We start from the raw sequence: 16805 nt of genomic DNA on the forward strand, positions 1-16805 counted from the left end.
TTTACTATGCGGGGTAATCACTATTTTTTGTGTTCTCTGTTATGATTAATCTCAGTCAAAGTATATCTGTTTAATTTTATGTAGCTTATTATTCAGGATGTACCTAGTTCAAAAATATAAATAAAGGAGCCGGGATGAACGATAAATCCCCCGAGCAGAACAAACCAGAACTGCTGACTGAACAAGTCTCCAAAGTTTTGGCTTCATTTACACACCCAACACTGCAACGTAATTTGATTTCTATCAAAGCGTTACATCATTGCGCAATGTTGGACAACGTGCTGCATGTCGAATTAGTTATGCCATTCGTTTGGAAAGGGCCGTTTCAAACTTTAATTAGCGAAAAGACCGCTGAATTGAAGCAACAAACAGGCGCTCATGCTGTTGAATGGAAACTGCGTCATGACATCACGACATTAAAACGTGCAAATGATTTGCCGGGTATTAATGGTGTTCGTAATATCTTAGCCGTCAGTTCGGGTAAAGGTGGCGTTGGTAAATCAAGCACTTCTGTGAACTTAGCGCTCGCTCTGGCACAAGAAGGGGCGAAAGTGGGGATCCTTGATGCGGACATTTACGGCCCATCAATTCCAAATATGTTAGGCACAACATTAGAGCGCCCAACCTCTCCAGATGGTCAGCATATGGCCCCGATTATGGCGTATGGCTTGGCAACAAACTCAATCGGTTACTTAGTGACGGATGACAACGCCATGGTTTGGCGTGGCCCAATGGCAAGCAAAGCATTAATGCAGATGCTGCAAGACACGCTATGGCCGGATTTGGATTACTTAGTTATCGATATGCCACCGGGAACGGGAGATATCCAATTAACACTTTCTCAAAATATCCCTGTCACTGGGGCAGTGGTAGTGACAACACCACAAGATATCGCCTTGGTTGATGCCATGAAAGGTATTGTGATGTTTAAGAAAGTCAATGTCCCAGTACTGGGTGTGGTTGAAAACATGAGCGCACATATTTGCAGCAATTGTGGGCATGTAGAGCCGATTTTTGGTACCGGTGGTGCTGAGAAATTAGCAGAAAAATACCATACTAAATTATTGGGACAGGTTCCTCTGCATATTTCTTTACGTGAAGACCTTGACCGTGGCCAGCCTACTGTTATGCGTGATCCAGAAGGCGAATTTGCCGATATCTACCGCGAAATTGCTTCAGGAATTTCTGCTTTGATGTATTGGGAAGGGGATAAAATCCCAACAGAAATTTCTTTCCGTGCAGTTTAATCGGCCATAGAATAAAAAGGCTATTTAGTTTATGACTAAATAGCCTTATTTATTGTCGACACTTTCCTCTACTAAACGCATTTGTTTTAGCCTTCTATTTTTCTGAATTGTTCGCGGAATATTTCTTTATTGAGTCATGTTCGCGTAGAATAGCCGCATCTGTTATTTAATCAGTTTTCTTTCTACGGGTAATCCGAAAAGGTGACTATGAAATTTTTAATTTTTATTGTTGTCGTGGTGCTGATCGTTATTTATTTTTATAACCGTATCGTTGCGTTGCGAGAAGCTGTTATTTCGAGTGAAACAGAAATTTCAGTTCAATTAGACCGTCGTGGAAAAGTATTTGATAGCTTATTGGCAACAGTTAAAAAATATTTAAGTCATGAAACCGAGGTGTTCAGTAAAATTACTGAACTACGGACACAAGCACAAAATGCGACAGGGGATAAAGCCCGCGAAGCCGAAGATGCATTATCAAAAATGGTGACCAGTGGGGCGATTAATGTCGCAGTTGAAGCTTATCCTGAGCTAAAATCCGATGCAATTATGGCAAATTTACAAGAAGAAATCGTTTCTTCAGAAAATAAATTGTCATTTGCTAAACGTGGTTATAACCGCTCATTAGAAACTTATAATGCGTATATTGCGTCTATGCCTGCGGCACTAATTGTTGGCATTATTCCTAGCTTAAAAATTTCCAAGGAATATTGGCGTCTTGATGAAGAAACCATCAAGACTGAGGAATCACGTCGTATTAATTTTGATTAAAAACCGCTTAACCTTTGAAGTTATCAATCATCGGAATGCCTTATGGTGTTCCGATATTATATGAGTGGTAGATAACAGGTCACATTATGGATTTTAGAAACGTCATTCGTAAAAATAATATTCGCACACGCTTAGTGGTGATGAGCTATATTTTTTTAATGCTAATTATTGGCTTATTGGCGGATATTGCAACACACCCAAATGAGCAATTTGACTTAGTCGATAATGCGATGATGTTTGTGACACTTCATGAATTACCTATCGCCACTTTTATTGTTTTAGGCTTAACCTTTCTTGGGTTGATTTATATTCATTTTAGAGGCCATAAAATGATGTTAGCTGGGATGAATGCCAGAGAAATAACCCAAGAAAATGCGAGTAGCCCCCAAGAAAAACAACTTTTTAATATTATTGAAGAATTAAGTTTAAGTGCTAGTTTAGGTTATATTCCCCGTTTATATATTTTAGAAACGGATGAGCCGAATGCTTTTGCGGCAGGGTGGAATAACCGTAATGCGCTTGTGGGGGTAACCAGAGGTTTGTTGCAAACGCTTAATCGGCAAGAAGTTCAAGCCGTTCTCGCTCATGAAGTTGGGCACATTATTCATGGTGATTCAAAATTAACCCTGTATGTGGGGATTTTGGCAAACGTGATTTTAACGGTAACGAATTTATTTAGTCAGATTTTTATCCGAACAGCAGGGCGCAGCCGCAATAATGCCGCTAATAAAGCGCAAATGATCCTATTAGTTCTAAATTTTGTTTTGCCGTGGATAACCCAAATACTCTATTTTTATTTATCTCGCACTCGTGAATATATGGCTGACGCCGCGGCAGTGGATTTGACTGCAGATAACCAAGCCATGATTAGTGCGTTGAAAAAAATCTCCGGTAATCATGAAACCCATGAATATGATAACAGTACCACAGGGCAAGCTTACCGTAAGGCCGCTTATATTTTTAATAAGGGCGATTCTGTGTTTTCAACTCACCCCTCGATTGAAAATCGCATTGCGGTATTAGAAGGAAAAAAACAGTTTTAGTGTATAAATGACATTTTGTACGCTCCGATTTACGGCATTTCCTATCTAATGGGTGTTTTTTTAGCGAACTTTGTTGAGGTATGCTGGAACAACACGCCATTACCCCCTATAATTCCGCCAACATAACATTTTTCTGTTGTGTATCTCATTTCTAAATATTTAACCAGGTTATCATTTTATGACTGACATAGCGCATCACTGTACCATTGTAGGTATATCGGGAGCCTCTGCATCTGGCAAAAGCTTAATTGCAAGCACGTTATACCGTGAGTTAAGAGAACAGGTCGGTGATCATAATATCGGTGTTATTCCAGAAGATTGTTATTACAAAGACCAAGCCGATGTCCCAATGGAAGAACGCCTTAAAGTAAATTATGACCATCCTAACTCGATGGACCACAGCTTGCTTTATGAACATCTCAAATCACTGAAAAGTGGCCAAGCAGTAGAAATTCCGCAATACGACTATGTCGCTCATACACGTAAACAAAAAACCATCACGTTCAAACCTAAAAAAGTCATTATCATTGAAGGTATTTTGTTATTAACAGATAAACGCTTACGTGGTGAAATGGATTTTTCTATTTTTGTTGATACACCACTTGATATTTGCTTGATGCGCCGTATTAAACGTGATGTAAATGAAAGGGGCAGAACGCTTGATTCCGTTATTGACCAATATAATAAAACGGTTCGCCCAATGTTTTTGCAATTTATTGAGCCATCAAAGCAATATGCCGATATCATTGTTCCTCGCGGTGGGAAAAACCGTGTAGCGATTGATATCTTGAAAGCGAAAATTGGCGAATTCTGTCAAGATTAAACCGCGCAGAAATTAAAATAATGAAGGGGGAAACAACCATGCGTCTTTGTGACCGCGATATTATTCAATGGATGGATGATGGTAAATTAGTTATTAGCCCACGCCCACCAGTTGAACGAATCAATGGTGCAACTGCAGATGTTCGTTTGGGAAATCAATTCCGCGTTTTTCGAGGACACACTGCTGCATTTATTGACCTTAGTGGCCCTAAAGATGAGGTTAATGCCGCATTAGATCGCGTCATGAGCGATGAAATTGTTCTTGATGAGGATGAGCCATTTTTCCTGCACCCAGGAGAATTAGCACTTGCAGTGACGCTTGAGTCTGTTACGCTCCCTGATAACCTTGTAGGTTGGTTAGACGGGCGCTCTTCATTAGCGAGACTAGGTTTGATGGTACACGTAACCGCACATCGAATTGATCCCGGTTGGCATGGGCAAATCGTGTTAGAATTTTATAATTCAGGTAAATTACCGTTAGCATTGCGTCCCGGCATGGTGATTGGTGCATTAAGCTTTGAGCCGTTATCTGGCAGTGCCGATCGCCCTTATAATAGCCGACAAGATGCTAAATATAAAAACCAACAAGGTGCTGTTGGTAGCCGTATCAGTGAAGACTGATAACCGGTGAACTTTGCGGAAATTGTTGTGTTTAATGGAGATTAAACCGGTAATTTCCGCCCATTTTCAGGGATAGGTGTGAGTTCATTTTTGTGGCGAGCGCAAGCGGAATTTAAGAGAGGGAAGGATGAAACGTTTTTTGACGACACTGATTATTTTACTTGTGGTAATTGTTGCTGGGTTAACAACACTCGTAATGTTAGTGAACCCGAATGATTTCCGTCATTATATTGTTGAACAAGTAGAGAAAAAAAGTGGTTATCAACTTGAATTCAACGGTGATATGCGTTGGCATGTGTGGCCAACCTTAAGCATTATTACTGGGCCTGTTTCTCTTACTGCGCCGAATGCGGCTAAACCCATACTAAGTGCAGATAATATGCGCTTAGATGTTGAATTATGGCCTCTCATTTCCCATAAACTCTCTGTTGAGCAAATTGTTATTGATGGTGCTGTTATCCGCAAGACACCCGATAGCGAAATCCAAACTCACCGTAACGCCCCTGTAGCGCCTGGTGGTGTGCCAACATCAACCTCTGCACAAGAGAAAAGTGACTGGTTATTAGATATAGAAAAAATTAATATTTCTAATAGCTTAGTTATTTGGCAAACTGCTAAAGATGAATTTAATCTGCGCAACATTGATTTATCACTGAAGAAAAGTGATAAAAAACAGGTCGCAGTTAAATTCAGTGGAAATCTAAATAAAAACCAACAAGAGTTTGTATTTAATCTACGCGCAGATATCGATTTATCAGATATTAATCAAAGGATTAGTGGCAAATTAACTCAGTTTGACTATAAATTGAGTGGTGTTGATTTACCTGAAAGTGGAATTGAAGGGCAAATAACAAGTGATTTCCTATATACCAAAGGGAAAGTGGAAAGTGCGAGTTTAAGCAATTTGTTAATAACAGCTAACGAAAGTGGCCTATCAGGTAATGGCAGTATCCAATTAACGAATACCCCAGAAATTAGGGTTAATTTAGTCGCCGAGAAATTAGATTTAGATAATCTATTAGGAACAGCGCCTGCCAGTACCAGTGTAGAATCAGAGACGAATAATAACCGTGTTGGTGTTAAGCCTGTTATTTCTGGTGCAAATCCTCAACAGTATGATTTATCAGGCTTGCAGGCATTTTCCGCCGATATCAATTTAGCCATTAAGCAGTTAATCTATCGTGGAATGACGGTTAGTGATGTAGTTTTTGAGGCACAAAACCAAACACCTCGTTTAACTGTTTCAAAATTACAAGGTAAGGCATTTGGTGGTGATTTTTCAATACCGGTGACATTTAATTACAGTTCAACTCCCGCTTATGTTTCAGCAAAACCAGATTTAAAAAATATCGATTTAACTCCATTATTAAAAGCCTTCAATATGCCACAAAAATTAAGTGGAATAATTTCGTTAAATGCGGCGTTATCGGGTGTGGGTTATGATGACAATGCAGTGAAAAACCAGTGGCAAGGGCCTGTTAATTTTGAGTTAAGAAATGCCAAATTACAGGGATTGAATATTCCGTTATTAATTCAGCAATCGGTTTCCAGAGTAACCAGTAAAATTAATGCGCCCGTGAATACGGGGAACGTCACTGAGGTTGATTCTTTCACTGTGGCAGGTAAATTAAATAAAGGTACGTTGAACATTTCCTCTATGAATGCGATGTCATCCTTAGTTAACATCAGTGGGCAAGGCCGTATGAATATCCCTAATGAAACCATTGATGTCAATTTAGGGGTTAATATTGCCAATGGCTGGGGTGGGGATTCACGTTTAGTTCAACAATTGCAAGCCATGACCATTCCACTGCGAATTTATGGTAATTGGCATAATTTGAAATACCAATTAGATGTCGAAAAATTACTGCGTAATGAGTTACGTACACAAGCTAAAGAAGCGCTTGGTAACTTCTTGAAGAAAGAAGAAAATAAAGGACTCAATGATTTATTGAATGCCCTTTAAGATAACAAAACGCCCTTAAATGGGCGTTTGAGGTTGTTGACAAAGCGGGATAAAAGCGTGGTTTTTCCCGCCTTGTGTTATCAGCCGAAAATCAATTTATTGATTTTCCTAATTTATTTTCAAAATCTATTAGATTTGCTGCCAAACATAATAGGTTTGTCAGCAGTCTGAAGCGCCCTTAAATGGGTGTTTTCTCTTTTTATGAACTTATTTTATTTTTGTAATCAGAAAGATCATTATTTAGTTGAATCATTTTATCCGATAAATTTTGAAAAAATGAAGAGTCATTCGGATTAAATTGCTCAGTGTTAATATCATGTATAGTTATAATTAATTTGGTGATTTGGGTGCTCAATTTACTTATTTTATTGAAATTATTTGTTTTTTCTGGTGTTTTTTGTAATTTATCACTTTGATTAGTGATTAAATTATTACTGTTCTCTTTAATCAGTACAGGGCAACATTTAACGTTATTATTAATGCTTATTGCTGTAACTGCTATATTTTCTGATTTTTTTTTTGTACTTGTACTAGGCACTTGGATCGTACTGCTATTTGATTGGCTAGTTTTTATTTTCACAATGTGACCTTCGTTTAAATTAGTTGTATTTAATACGCTGAATTATTCAAGCTTTGAATGTATTTTTCTTTTAAAAAACGCCACTATTTTGCGCTTAATCGTCTAAAGGTTGATATCTATAGGTTTTAGGCAAAAAAATACCAGCCATATAGGCTGGTATTTAGTCAAAAAGCACGTGCTAATTAGTCATCTTCAAACTCATAGCCATCCCCCTCAGGGGCTGGTGGAGTGATTAACACTTTATTGACTCGGTGGCTGTTAACCTCAAGAGGTTGGAATATACAACCGTTAATTGTCACTTGTTCACCCACTTCAGGAACACGTTGTAAGTGTTCCATTAAAAGACCCGCAATCGTTTCATACTCACGTTTATCGTCTAATTCCATAGGGATAAACATGATCAGGTCTTCAAGTGGCATAAAGCCGTTGGCAATCCAAGTACCATCATCCAGTTTTTGAATGTCGTGGCGTGAGTCATTTTCTTCATCACCAACCGGCAAGTTACCTGCGATCGTTTCCATTACATCAGTCAATGTCACGATACCTTCGATAGAACCAAACTCATCCACAACAAAGGCAAAGTGAGTATGCGCCTTACGAAACTGCTCTAACGCTTTTAACAGAGACAACCCTTCTGGGAATATCAATGGTTGGGTAATCAATGCACGTAAGTTTAATGGTTGGCCTTTTAATTGCTGTTTAACCAAATCCATTACATGTACTACCCCAACAGGTTCATCGCTGATAGTTTCATCAATGACCACTAAACGCGAGTGTGGGTTTTTCTCCATTAATTGCAGTAAATCTGAAGATGATTTATTAATGTCGAGATAATCCACATCATGGCGTGAAGTCATAATGCTTTCTACGTTACGTTGTGCCATACCGAGCACTCGAGCAATCATTAAACGCTCTTGTGGGTCAAAAACGGATTGATTATCAGCGATAAGATCAGAAGTATGTGGGTCTAATTCTCCACGTTCGTTATTACCGCTAAGAATGCGTAATACCGCCTCTGCTGTACGTTCACGTAGTGGACGTGAGCCTTTAAGGAATTTACGTCGATTAAATTGGGCAAATTGGTTTAGGACTTCAATCATGATAGAGAAGCCAATTGCAGCGTATAAGTAACCTTTCGGTATGGCATAGCCAAACCCTTCGGCAACTAAGCTGAAACCAATCATCAGTAAGAAGCTCAAACACAGTATGACAATGGTTGGGTGCTGGTTAACAAAGCTCGTTAACGGTTTACTTGCCCAAATCATTAATGCCATTGCAATGGTCACAGCTGCAATCATTACACCGATATGGTCAACCATACCGACAGCGGTGATCACGGAGTCTAGTGAGAATACAGCATCAAGAACAATAATTTGTGCAACAACAGCCCAGAAATTAGATGTCTTTCTTTGGGTATTGGTGTGTTCGTCTTTCCCCTCCAACCGCTCGTTTAGCTCCATTGTGGCTTTAAACAAGAGGAATAAACCACCCACCAACATAATTAGGTCTCGAGCACTAAAGGCGTGATCAAAGAGAGTTAATATCGGTTTCGTGAGGGTAATGAGCCATGACAGGCTAAATAGAAGCACAACACGCATAATCAGGGCTAATAAAAGTCCAGTTACACGGGCTCTATCACGCAGCTTTGGCGGGAGCTTATCGGCCAGAATGGCGATGAAGACGAGGTTATCAATACCAAGAACGATTTCTAGAACGATAAGGGTAGCGAGGCCCGCCCAAATCGAAGGATCTGCGATCCATTCCATACAGTTTGTTTTACCTTCTGATATGACGGCTTATACCGACGAGTGAATAATGCGGTTTGTTGAACGAAATATCAATAAAAAATAACGTTAGTTGGACAATTCTTGACAAAAATGGCCTTGTATACGTCATCGATTGCATCAATAACTACCATGCAACACAATCCTAGGTTAATATGTGATCCCGTTAACAGAATGTCAGCACGGTCGAGGCTGACTTGGTCCTAATCAGACAGGAGTTGTTCATGTCAAAGCAGCAGATTGGTGTTGTCGGAATGGCAGTCATGGGGCGTAACCTTGCGCTCAACATTGAAAGCCGTGGTTACTCAGTGTCTATCTTTAATCGTTCTAAAGATAAAACAGATGAAGTGATTGCCGAAAATCCAGGGAAAAAATTAGTTCCCAACTATACAATTGAAGAGTTTGTTGACTCTCTGGAAAAACCTCGCCGCATCTTGTTGATGGTAAAAGCGGGTGAAGCAACGGACAAAACAATTGCCTCGCTGACTCCTCATCTGGACAAAGGGGATATTTTAATTGACGGTGGTAATACCTTATTTACTGACACTATCCGTCGTAATCGTGAATTATCTGAGCAAGGTTTTAATTTCATCGGTACTGGTGTTTCAGGTGGTGAAGAAGGCGCATTAAAAGGTCCTTCAATTATGCCTGGTGGTCAGAAAGAAGCTTATGAGTTAGTTGCACCAATCTTAAAAGAAATTGCAGCACAAGCAGAAGGTGAACCTTGTGTGACCTATATTGGTGCAGATGGTGCGGGCCACTATGTTAAAATGGTTCACAACGGTATTGAATACGGTGATATGCAATTAATCGCAGAAGCCTATTCATTATTAAAAGGTTCATTGAACCTGAGCAACGAAGAATTAGCTGGCATCTTTGCTGAGTGGAACAAAGGTGAACTGAGTAGCTATTTAATTGAAATCACAGCAGATATCTTCAAGAAAAAAGATGAAGATGGTAAATATCTGGTTGACGTGATTCTTGATGAAGCGGCTAATAAAGGTACCGGTAAATGGACTAGCCAGAGTGCGCTGGATTTAGGTATCCCTCTGACGTTAATTACTGAATCTGTATTTGCACGTTATATTTCTTTCTTAAAAGATCAGCGTGTTGCAGCTTCTAAAGTATTAACAGGTCCAGTACTGAAAGCGGTTGAAGGCGATAAAAAAGAGTTTATTGAAAAAGTTCGCCGCGCACTGTATTTAGGTAAAATTGTGTCTTATGCACAAGGCTTCCAACAGCTGAAAGCGGCATCAGAAGAATATAATTGGGATTTAAACTACGGTGAAATCGCAAAAATATTCCGTGCAGGCTGTATCATTCGTGCGCAGTTCCTACAAAAAATCACTGATGCGTATAACCAAGATGCAAAAATTGCCAACTTGTTGTTAGCGCCATACTTTAAACAAATTGCTGACGAATACCAGCAAGCACTGCGTGATGTGGTGTGCTATGGTGTACAAAATGGTATCCCAACACCAACATTCTCAGCTGCTATTTCTTATTATGATAGCTACCGTTCAGCGGTATTGCCTGCAAACTTAATCCAAGCGCAGCGCGACTACTTCGGTGCTCACACTTATAAGCGTACTGATAAAGACGGCGTTTTCCATACTGAATGGATGGAATAATCCGTCATCATTGATTGTTGATGACATGAAAGGCGCTAAGTTTAGCGCCTTTTTTGACTTTTAAGCACCGTAAAATGTTGAATTTATAATTATGAGTATTTTCTAAATTACATTTTATCGAGTCTAGGCATGGTTTATGCGTAATTTTCTTATCTTATTACTTTTATTAGTCTTACTTGGTCCATTAGGGATTGATTTATATTTACCAACAATACCTGATATTGCGAAGGAGTTAGGTAGCAGTGAGTCGGTGATCCAGTCAACGATAGCATTGTTCATTCTTGTTCTGGGGTTAGGGCAATTGATTTCGGGCCCATTAGTCGATAGATATGGGCGAAAACCTGTCGCGATTGCGGGTATGCTGTTGTACATCATTGGTGCAGGTGTTGCTATTGTAGCAACAGCACCTACGGTATTTATTGCATCACGTTTATTGCAAGGTGTTGCGGTTTGTTGTACTTCGGTAGTGGCATTTAGTTGTGTACGTGACCGAATGAATGGTACGGAAGCCGCTCGCGCTTTTGGTTTCTTAAATGGGACATTAAATATTGTTCCAGCATTAGCTCCACTACTCGGAGGTTTGCTGGCAGAGGCATGGGGCTGGCGGGCACCGTTCTGGTTTCTTGCTTTGTATGCGTTGGTTATATTAGTGCTAACTGTTGCTTTTTTACCGGAAACACGGCCAGCTAATTTACCTAAAGCAAAGATTATTCCGCTGAAAACCTATTGGCGAATTTTAGGAAATTATCAATTTATTATTTTTGCCTTAGTGAACGCAGGCACGATGGGTATGGCATTAACTTATGTGTCACTTGCACCAACTGTACTGATGGGGGATGCGCAGTTATCTCCGCTAGCGTTTTCTATTGTATTTGGTATTAATGGTTTTTGGATCATGTTTGCCAGTTATATCGCTAATTACTTTATTCATAAAATAGGGCGACCAACCTGTTTATTAGTGGGTAGTTTAATGATGGCACTTGGTTGCTTAGGATTATTGCTAGGTTTTGTCGTATTGCCGGTAGAAATACAAAGCCATTGGTTAGTCTATATGTTACCTGTCGCCTGTGCTTGTACAGGGCTGGCCTTTATGATGGGAACGGCAACTAGTTATGCTTTAGAACCTTTTGGTCAGGAAGCAGGAACCGCTTCTGCGTTAGTTGGTTTTGTACAAATGGCCGGAGGGGCAGCTCTTGGGCTTTGTGCAATCGGTTTGCCCATTGCCCCAAGATTATCCTTAGCAATAGTGATGTTAGTCGGTTGTCTGTTTGGGCTAATAGCAAGAAAAACGAGTTTATCATTTGCTAGCCATTCACTGACTAAGGCGGGTTAAAAACTATTTTTATTGATACATCAAGATGTCACTGGTTGTTGGATATAACCAGTGACAGGATTGGATTATTTATTCAACAATAGTGCCATTAATCGTAGTGAGAAACCGATTCTCTTTAATTTCAATAGGTCTTGAATGAACCATTTTATTATTAATATACAGCTTAGTCTCAATTGGGATTAAACCGTGTTCAATATTAATATGGAATTTATTCATCATATCTTTATTGCCACGGAAGTTATTAAGCTGATATTGTATTTTGTTCCCGTCGTTAAAAATCACCTCTAGGTAGGGGGAATCAGTATTAACTCGCGCATCATTTTGATAAACCATGCCATAAGAACCAAATGAAGGGGGATAAATATAGCTATCAATGGTTCCTTCAGGATCATAGAAGCCCATTAAAGTGACAACCTCTACACCCTGTTTTCTGGCTTTTTTATGAATAGCAGATTCTGGTTCCGAAATTCGTTTCCAACTGACCCCATCTGAACGATAGCAAAATAAATCATTTTTGGTGATTGTCTCCACCTTATTATTGACATGTATTTTGCTATTCCATTGTGCATATGACTTTATCTTGATAATGCTATTTTTATTATGCTCGGATGCTGCTGGGAGACTAATATTCGGTGCATAATAGCCATTTCCTTGGCAAAGATAGACTAAGTTACTTTTTTTTAACAGTTCATTTATGCGATCAGTTGTAATATCAGAACCATTTTTTGGGGAAAAATTAATGATATTGAAATTGGAAAGATCTAATTTAGCGTCAACCAATTTTTTTATATTCGGATCCCATTTTTTATATCCCGTCGATGATTCTGAGCTAAAAGTATAATTGCTTTTTAATTTTTTTTGGATAGCAACAAGGGAATTTGGTGTGTATGCGGTATAGGCATTGTATTTGGGATTGTAAGCTTCCCCACCACTCATTGCGTCATGGTTTAATGAACCATCTTGATAGGTATTTGGAATAAAATAGTTATTATAAGGATCCCATAGCCATGTTGAATTCTTTTTATCGGCAGTTGCATGTGTTCCTCCTTCTGTGCCCCCATAGTAATCACTTAGGCCAAAGTTATGGCCAAATTCATGACTAAGCTCATTACTATCGGTTCTATTTAACGTTGCTTTTCCACCGCCGCCTGACCAGCCATGAATAACCCTCCCATTCTCATATACCCCAACAGAATTATAGGCAGTTATTTGGCTCGTAGGATTAAATGACTCAGCATCAGAAGCTGAACTGTTTACACCATAATTTGCTAGATTAATGCCATCGGCATAAAAACGTTTGGTTATCGACTCCCTCATATTGCCGCTATACGCGCCTCCTTTTCCTGTTGCTTTATCGGTGAAAACTTGGCCATTAGGCATCACTACTTTTGTAAGGTGAATTGGCTCATAGCGAGAAACAATAAAATTTTTAACGGGAATAGTTTGGTAATATTGCCGATTAAGCTCGGGTTTTTCTTGGAAAAGAAGTACATCCCTTGGGGGGGTAAGTAGGCCAATATCTAATGTATTGACCAGTAATTCATTTGGGGCGCCAATATCAATATTTGATAGTGTTCCTTTTTGCTCTTTCAAAACAAACTCTAGCTTTATATCAGGGTGAATATACTCTTCAGAAATTGTCGTTGACCATGTATTTTCAATATATTCCAAATTACTCGTTGAATCGTCATTCTTTGCGATATAAGGTTCGTTATTAAGATAAATAGGGAACCATTTTTTATGTAAATCATAAATAAAAAGAACACTTTCACCCGTTCCTAGTTTTAAACTTTTATTTCCATAATGAATATGGCTATCATAGTAGGCACTAGAGCTGAAAAGGATTTTTTTATTATGAAGGTCATTATCTGCCATAAGTGTAAAGTCACGAGCCCAGTTCCCGTCACTTGTAGCAATTTTTATTGATTCATTGTTTTTTAATAATTCCAATAAGTTTTTTTTATTTTCAGATGATTCATTAATCGACTTGTTATTATCTAAAGTTAAATCATAGTTTTCTGGTTGTGAATAGTCTAGCGGTGGGATCTCTCTGGTGATAGGTATATTTTCCCAATCCCCATTAGTATCACACTTGAATAAATATAAGTCTCCTTTTTTTAATTCAACACATTTATATTTAGTATGAATAAGAGTCGTCTCATCGGATGTTGAGGTAAATAGGATTTGTTTATATACATGATTAATATTACTTTTTAACATTAAACTATTAGTCGTATCATAATCAACCTTGGTTATTTTTATTGTTGAATGTTCATTCAAGATATCATTCATAAAGTTTGCATCAATTTCGCTAACATCGATATCTGGCAGACCTTCAATTTCAGAATCGAAAAATGGAGGAAAATTACGTGCTGAAATATCAGGTGATTTCCAGTATTCGATTAGATTGACATTTTCTTCAGTGAGCCAACGTCCATTATTGTCACAAATAAATTGAATCGTGAGACCTTTTGGTAATGTGACTGTTTCATTTCCATAGCTAATATTAATGTCTTTTTTATGAATGTTTTCTAAAACTATAGTTTTTCCTTTATATCTCACATCATTATTTAGTGTGAATGTTTCCTTCATATATTTATGATTAAATGTTAAGTGTATTATTTTATTTTTTAAAATTAAATAATGTAAAGCTTTTTGGTTGGAAACTATAACATTTAAATGATTTTCATTTTCAATGAAAATATCAAATCTTTTAGGTGGTTTGAAATGGTGAGGCAATAAATTTGTCTCTATGGTACTGTTGTCTACAATCTTAGGTAATTTGGTAGGAGGGCTTAGGTTTTCACTAGTTACCAATTTATTATTTTCATCATAAATATTTAATTTAATGTTTTCATTTTGTTGAATTGATGATTGAGGTTTAAACATGACTAAAGTTTTTCGACCGGATACCAATTTAGGTTGTATATCTCCTTCAATTCGATTCACAGCAGGAATGATTGAGTTTTGAGCGAAATAAACGCTTCCCTTTAATTCACCACTCGTGTCACTAATTTCTTTATGTGTTAAAGGGTTAATAAACTTATTTTTATTAAAGTAAATAGCCTTATCCGGTTTTATTCCATTACTGCTTTTTTCGTTGTTTCTATCTAAGTTAATAAGTGGATTACTTGTTTTATCTGCATGGAGAATCATTTCCAAGTTTGATTCGTTATTTTCATTATTTAATATATGAAATATTTCATAAATGTTATTGACTAAGTTTGTTGAATAATGGGAAGTTAATGAATTATAAGTGTTTTGATTAATAATATTTTGAATTATTGGTTTTTTTACTATCATTTTGTATCTTTCTTCTATTTAACAGTATGCTGAAATTATTTTTATTTAATTTATAATAAAATATATTAATTGTGTACTTTTTTATTTTAAAGTTAGTCTTAAATACTATTCGGTTGTTTTCTATTATTTGATAATTAATTATATGGAAATTATTTTCTATGATATTATTTGCACAAGTAATTTAAATAATAACAGGTTTGTTAGGATGAATAACATGTTGAATCCATTATTAAAACAACCTCGAGTGGCTAAAGGTGGTGTATTTTGAACGCGAATGCATCACCATAGAATGCGTTCTATGGTAAATATAAACGAATTAAAAGGTTTAGTGCCATGAATCAAAAACATTGGTCAAAATACGAACTACTTCATGAGGTCGTACAAAATCCCAATATCCATATTAAAGGTCAGCATAGTTATTACAGCGACTGTTGGGATAACGGGTTTGAGCAGTCAGTTGTGCGCTATTTACAAGGTGACGAACAAAGCCGAGACTGGCAGCTAGCATGGGATGTTGATCAACTTTATATCGGTGATTATGTCTGTATTGGTAGCGAAGCGGTGATATTAATGGGAGGGAACCATACTCACCGAATGGATTGGTTTTGCTTATATCCTTTTCTTGAATATATTGAAGAAGCTTATGTAGGAAAAGGCGACACAGTGATTGGCGACGGAGCCTGGGTTGGCATGCGTGCCTTTATCATGCCCGGAGTTAAAATAGGTGAAGGAGCTGTAATTGCTGCTAATAGTGTAGTGATCAAAGATGTCGAGCCTTATTCTATTGTTGGGGGGAACCCTGCAAAGCCGATTAACTATCGCTTTTCACACGACGTCATTACTGAACTATTAGCATTGAAAATCTATGATTGGCCGGAGGAAAAATTTACCGCATTAAAGCGGTTTATTTGTGGTTCCGATTTTGTGGCATTAAAAAATGCCAGCCAGAAATATGACCAGCGATTGATTAGCTAGCTTTTCTTATTAAGGTTAAGGGGGATTCTGTGGAATCTCCCTTTTTACATATAACTAATTTTCTTCTGTGCGAATAAATTCAACTAAACTAGGCGCTGCTATTCTTTGATAATCTTCTGTATTTAAAATAATAGAGCGTTCTAATGTACCAGCATTAAAGGCGAGTTCCTCAAAACGTTCAAAAAGTAGCGGGTCAGCAATTAATTTTAAATTGGGATGAAAGCTAAAGGGGGGAATAGCCCCAAATACGCATTGAGTGAGCTCATCGACTTCTTTTGGGCTTGCTAAAGATGCACGAGTCCCGCCAATTGCTGTGGCAATTTTACTCAAATCAGCTTGTTTATCGGCAGGTAAAATTGCCAGTACGTGTTGGCGTATACCATTTCCTTTGACATGGCATACTAATCCTTTTGCCCCTTGCCCAAGTTGCGTGCCACGTATTTTTGCCACTTCTTCTGATTTCCCCGCAGTGGAATGTTCCATCACACGATATTTGGCATTATTTTTATCAAGTAATTGTGTGAGTTGCATAAAAATAGAATTTTCAGACACTGTTTTTTTCCCTTTAAAACCACATCAATAACAGGGAATGATAACAAGTTTGGAAGTAGATACAACCTTGGGGCCGAAGGCTGCTAAAGCGTTAAAATAGGTGAAATATTAAAAAATAAGTATCAGATGTATTTTGTGTCTGTTATTACTAATATTCTTGGGTATTTATTCAGTCACGAG

Annotated in this window: 13 protein-coding genes; 9 read left to right on the forward strand and 4 right to left on the reverse strand. The window is 38.0% G+C overall.

The genetic code is table 11. From position 1 onward, the window contains the following. Positions 1–134: 134 nt before the first annotated feature. The 6 genes from apbC to asmA all read left to right on the forward strand — a co-directional run bounded on the left by apbC (position 135) and on the right by asmA (position 6467). Complete coding sequence (gene apbC, locus PR767_RS07205) at positions 135–1247, forward strand: iron-sulfur cluster carrier protein ApbC (RefSeq protein WP_004256506.1); 1113 nt, start codon at positions 135–137, stop codon at positions 1245–1247. 207 nt (positions 1248–1454) lie between these two features. Continuing rightward, complete coding sequence (locus tag PR767_RS07210; RefSeq protein WP_004909264.1) at positions 1455–2015, forward strand: LemA family protein; 561 nt, start codon at positions 1455–1457, stop codon at positions 2013–2015. A gap of 86 nt (positions 2016–2101) precedes the next feature. Next, on the forward strand, positions 2102–3058 hold the full coding sequence (gene htpX / locus PR767_RS07215) for a zinc metalloprotease HtpX (RefSeq protein ID WP_272520066.1): 957 nt from the start codon (positions 2102–2104) through the stop codon (positions 3056–3058). Positions 3059–3236: 178 nt separating this feature from the next. Then, on the forward strand, positions 3237–3881 hold the full coding sequence (gene udk / locus PR767_RS07220; protein ID WP_004256495.1) for a uridine kinase: 645 nt from the start codon (positions 3237–3239) through the stop codon (positions 3879–3881). A gap of 38 nt (positions 3882–3919) precedes the next feature. Further along, a complete protein-coding gene (dcd, locus tag PR767_RS07225; protein WP_004909269.1) occupies positions 3920–4501 on the forward strand; it encodes a dCTP deaminase in 582 nt (193 codons plus the stop codon). A gap of 127 nt (positions 4502–4628) precedes the next feature. Further along, positions 4629–6467 (forward strand): outer membrane assembly protein AsmA, encoded by a 1839-nt coding sequence (gene asmA / locus PR767_RS07230; protein ID WP_123382134.1) that lies wholly within the window; start codon positions 4629–4631, stop codon positions 6465–6467. A gap of 199 nt (positions 6468–6666) precedes the next feature. On the opposite strand, the gene PR767_RS07235 is transcribed toward asmA, so the two are convergent. After that, complete coding sequence (locus tag PR767_RS07235) at positions 6667–7047, reverse strand: hypothetical protein (protein WP_117162167.1); 381 nt, start codon at positions 7045–7047, stop codon at positions 6667–6669. A 182-nt stretch (positions 7048–7229) separates the two neighbouring features. After that, entirely contained in the window at positions 7230–8813 is a 1584-nt protein-coding gene (locus PR767_RS07240) for a TerC family protein (protein ID WP_004909274.1), read from the reverse strand. A gap of 242 nt (positions 8814–9055) precedes the next feature. Here PR767_RS07240 and gndA point away from each other — a divergent pair, with 242 nt between their 5' ends. Both gndA and PR767_RS07250 read left to right on the forward strand, forming a co-directional pair. Then, the gene (gene gndA, locus PR767_RS07245; protein ID WP_004909277.1) at positions 9056–10462 is read left to right on the forward strand and encodes an NADP-dependent phosphogluconate dehydrogenase; all 1407 of its coding nucleotides are present in this window, start codon (positions 9056–9058) and stop codon (positions 10460–10462) included. Positions 10463–10598: 136 nt separating this feature from the next. Beyond that, positions 10599–11795 carry a multidrug effflux MFS transporter gene (locus PR767_RS07250; RefSeq protein ID WP_109911000.1) on the forward strand — a complete coding sequence of 399 codons (1197 nt, stop codon included), beginning with the start codon at positions 10599–10601 and terminating at the stop codon, positions 11793–11795. Between the two features lie 69 nt (positions 11796–11864). On the opposite strand, the gene PR767_RS07255 is transcribed toward PR767_RS07250, so the two are convergent. Continuing rightward, positions 11865–15098, reverse strand: coding sequence for a M66 family metalloprotease (locus PR767_RS07255; RefSeq protein WP_272520067.1), 3234 nt, complete (start codon positions 15096–15098; stop codon positions 11865–11867). A 333-nt stretch (positions 15099–15431) separates the two neighbouring features. On the opposite strand from PR767_RS07255, the gene PR767_RS07260 reads away from it, so the two are divergent. Next, a complete protein-coding gene (locus PR767_RS07260) occupies positions 15432–16073 on the forward strand; it encodes a CatB-related O-acetyltransferase (RefSeq protein WP_109911002.1) in 642 nt (213 codons plus the stop codon). A 54-nt stretch (positions 16074–16127) separates the two neighbouring features. On the opposite strand, the gene PR767_RS07265 is transcribed toward PR767_RS07260, so the two are convergent. Then, positions 16128–16604 (reverse strand): YbaK/prolyl-tRNA synthetase associated domain-containing protein, encoded by a 477-nt coding sequence (locus PR767_RS07265; protein ID WP_109911324.1) that lies wholly within the window; start codon positions 16602–16604, stop codon positions 16128–16130. Positions 16605–16805: the final 201 nt, after the last annotated feature.

Origin of the sequence: Providencia sp. PROV223, from assembly GCF_028479245.1 — a bacterium.
GTDB lineage: Bacteria > Pseudomonadota > Gammaproteobacteria > Enterobacterales > Enterobacteriaceae > Providencia > Providencia rettgeri.

Excerpts from the sequence above, each read along its gene's own strand:
- PR767_RS07255 (WP_272520067.1), bottom strand. The coding sequence starts at position 15,098 with ATGATAGTAAAAAAACCAATAATTCAAAATATTATTAATCAAAACACT.
- htpX (WP_272520066.1), top strand. The coding sequence starts at position 2,102 with ATGGATTTTAGAAACGTCATTCGTAAAAATAATATTCGCACACGCTTA.
- PR767_RS07260 (WP_109911002.1), top strand. The coding sequence starts at position 15,432 with ATGAATCAAAAACATTGGTCAAAATACGAACTACTTCATGAGGTCGTA.
- asmA (WP_123382134.1), top strand. The coding sequence starts at position 4,629 with ATGAAACGTTTTTTGACGACACTGATTATTTTACTTGTGGTAATTGTT.
- udk (WP_004256495.1), top strand. The coding sequence starts at position 3,237 with ATGACTGACATAGCGCATCACTGTACCATTGTAGGTATATCGGGAGCC.
- PR767_RS07240 (WP_004909274.1), bottom strand. The coding sequence starts at position 8,813 with ATGGAATGGATCGCAGATCCTTCGATTTGGGCGGGCCTCGCTACCCTT.
- PR767_RS07265 (WP_109911324.1), bottom strand. The coding sequence starts at position 16,604 with ATGCAACTCACACAATTACTTGATAAAAATAATGCCAAATATCGTGTG.
- PR767_RS07210 (WP_004909264.1), top strand. The coding sequence starts at position 1,455 with ATGAAATTTTTAATTTTTATTGTTGTCGTGGTGCTGATCGTTATTTAT.
- PR767_RS07250 (WP_109911000.1), top strand. The coding sequence starts at position 10,599 with ATGCGTAATTTTCTTATCTTATTACTTTTATTAGTCTTACTTGGTCCA.
- gndA (WP_004909277.1), top strand. The coding sequence starts at position 9,056 with ATGTCAAAGCAGCAGATTGGTGTTGTCGGAATGGCAGTCATGGGGCGT.
- apbC (WP_004256506.1), top strand. The coding sequence starts at position 135 with ATGAACGATAAATCCCCCGAGCAGAACAAACCAGAACTGCTGACTGAA.
- dcd (WP_004909269.1), top strand. The coding sequence starts at position 3,920 with ATGCGTCTTTGTGACCGCGATATTATTCAATGGATGGATGATGGTAAA.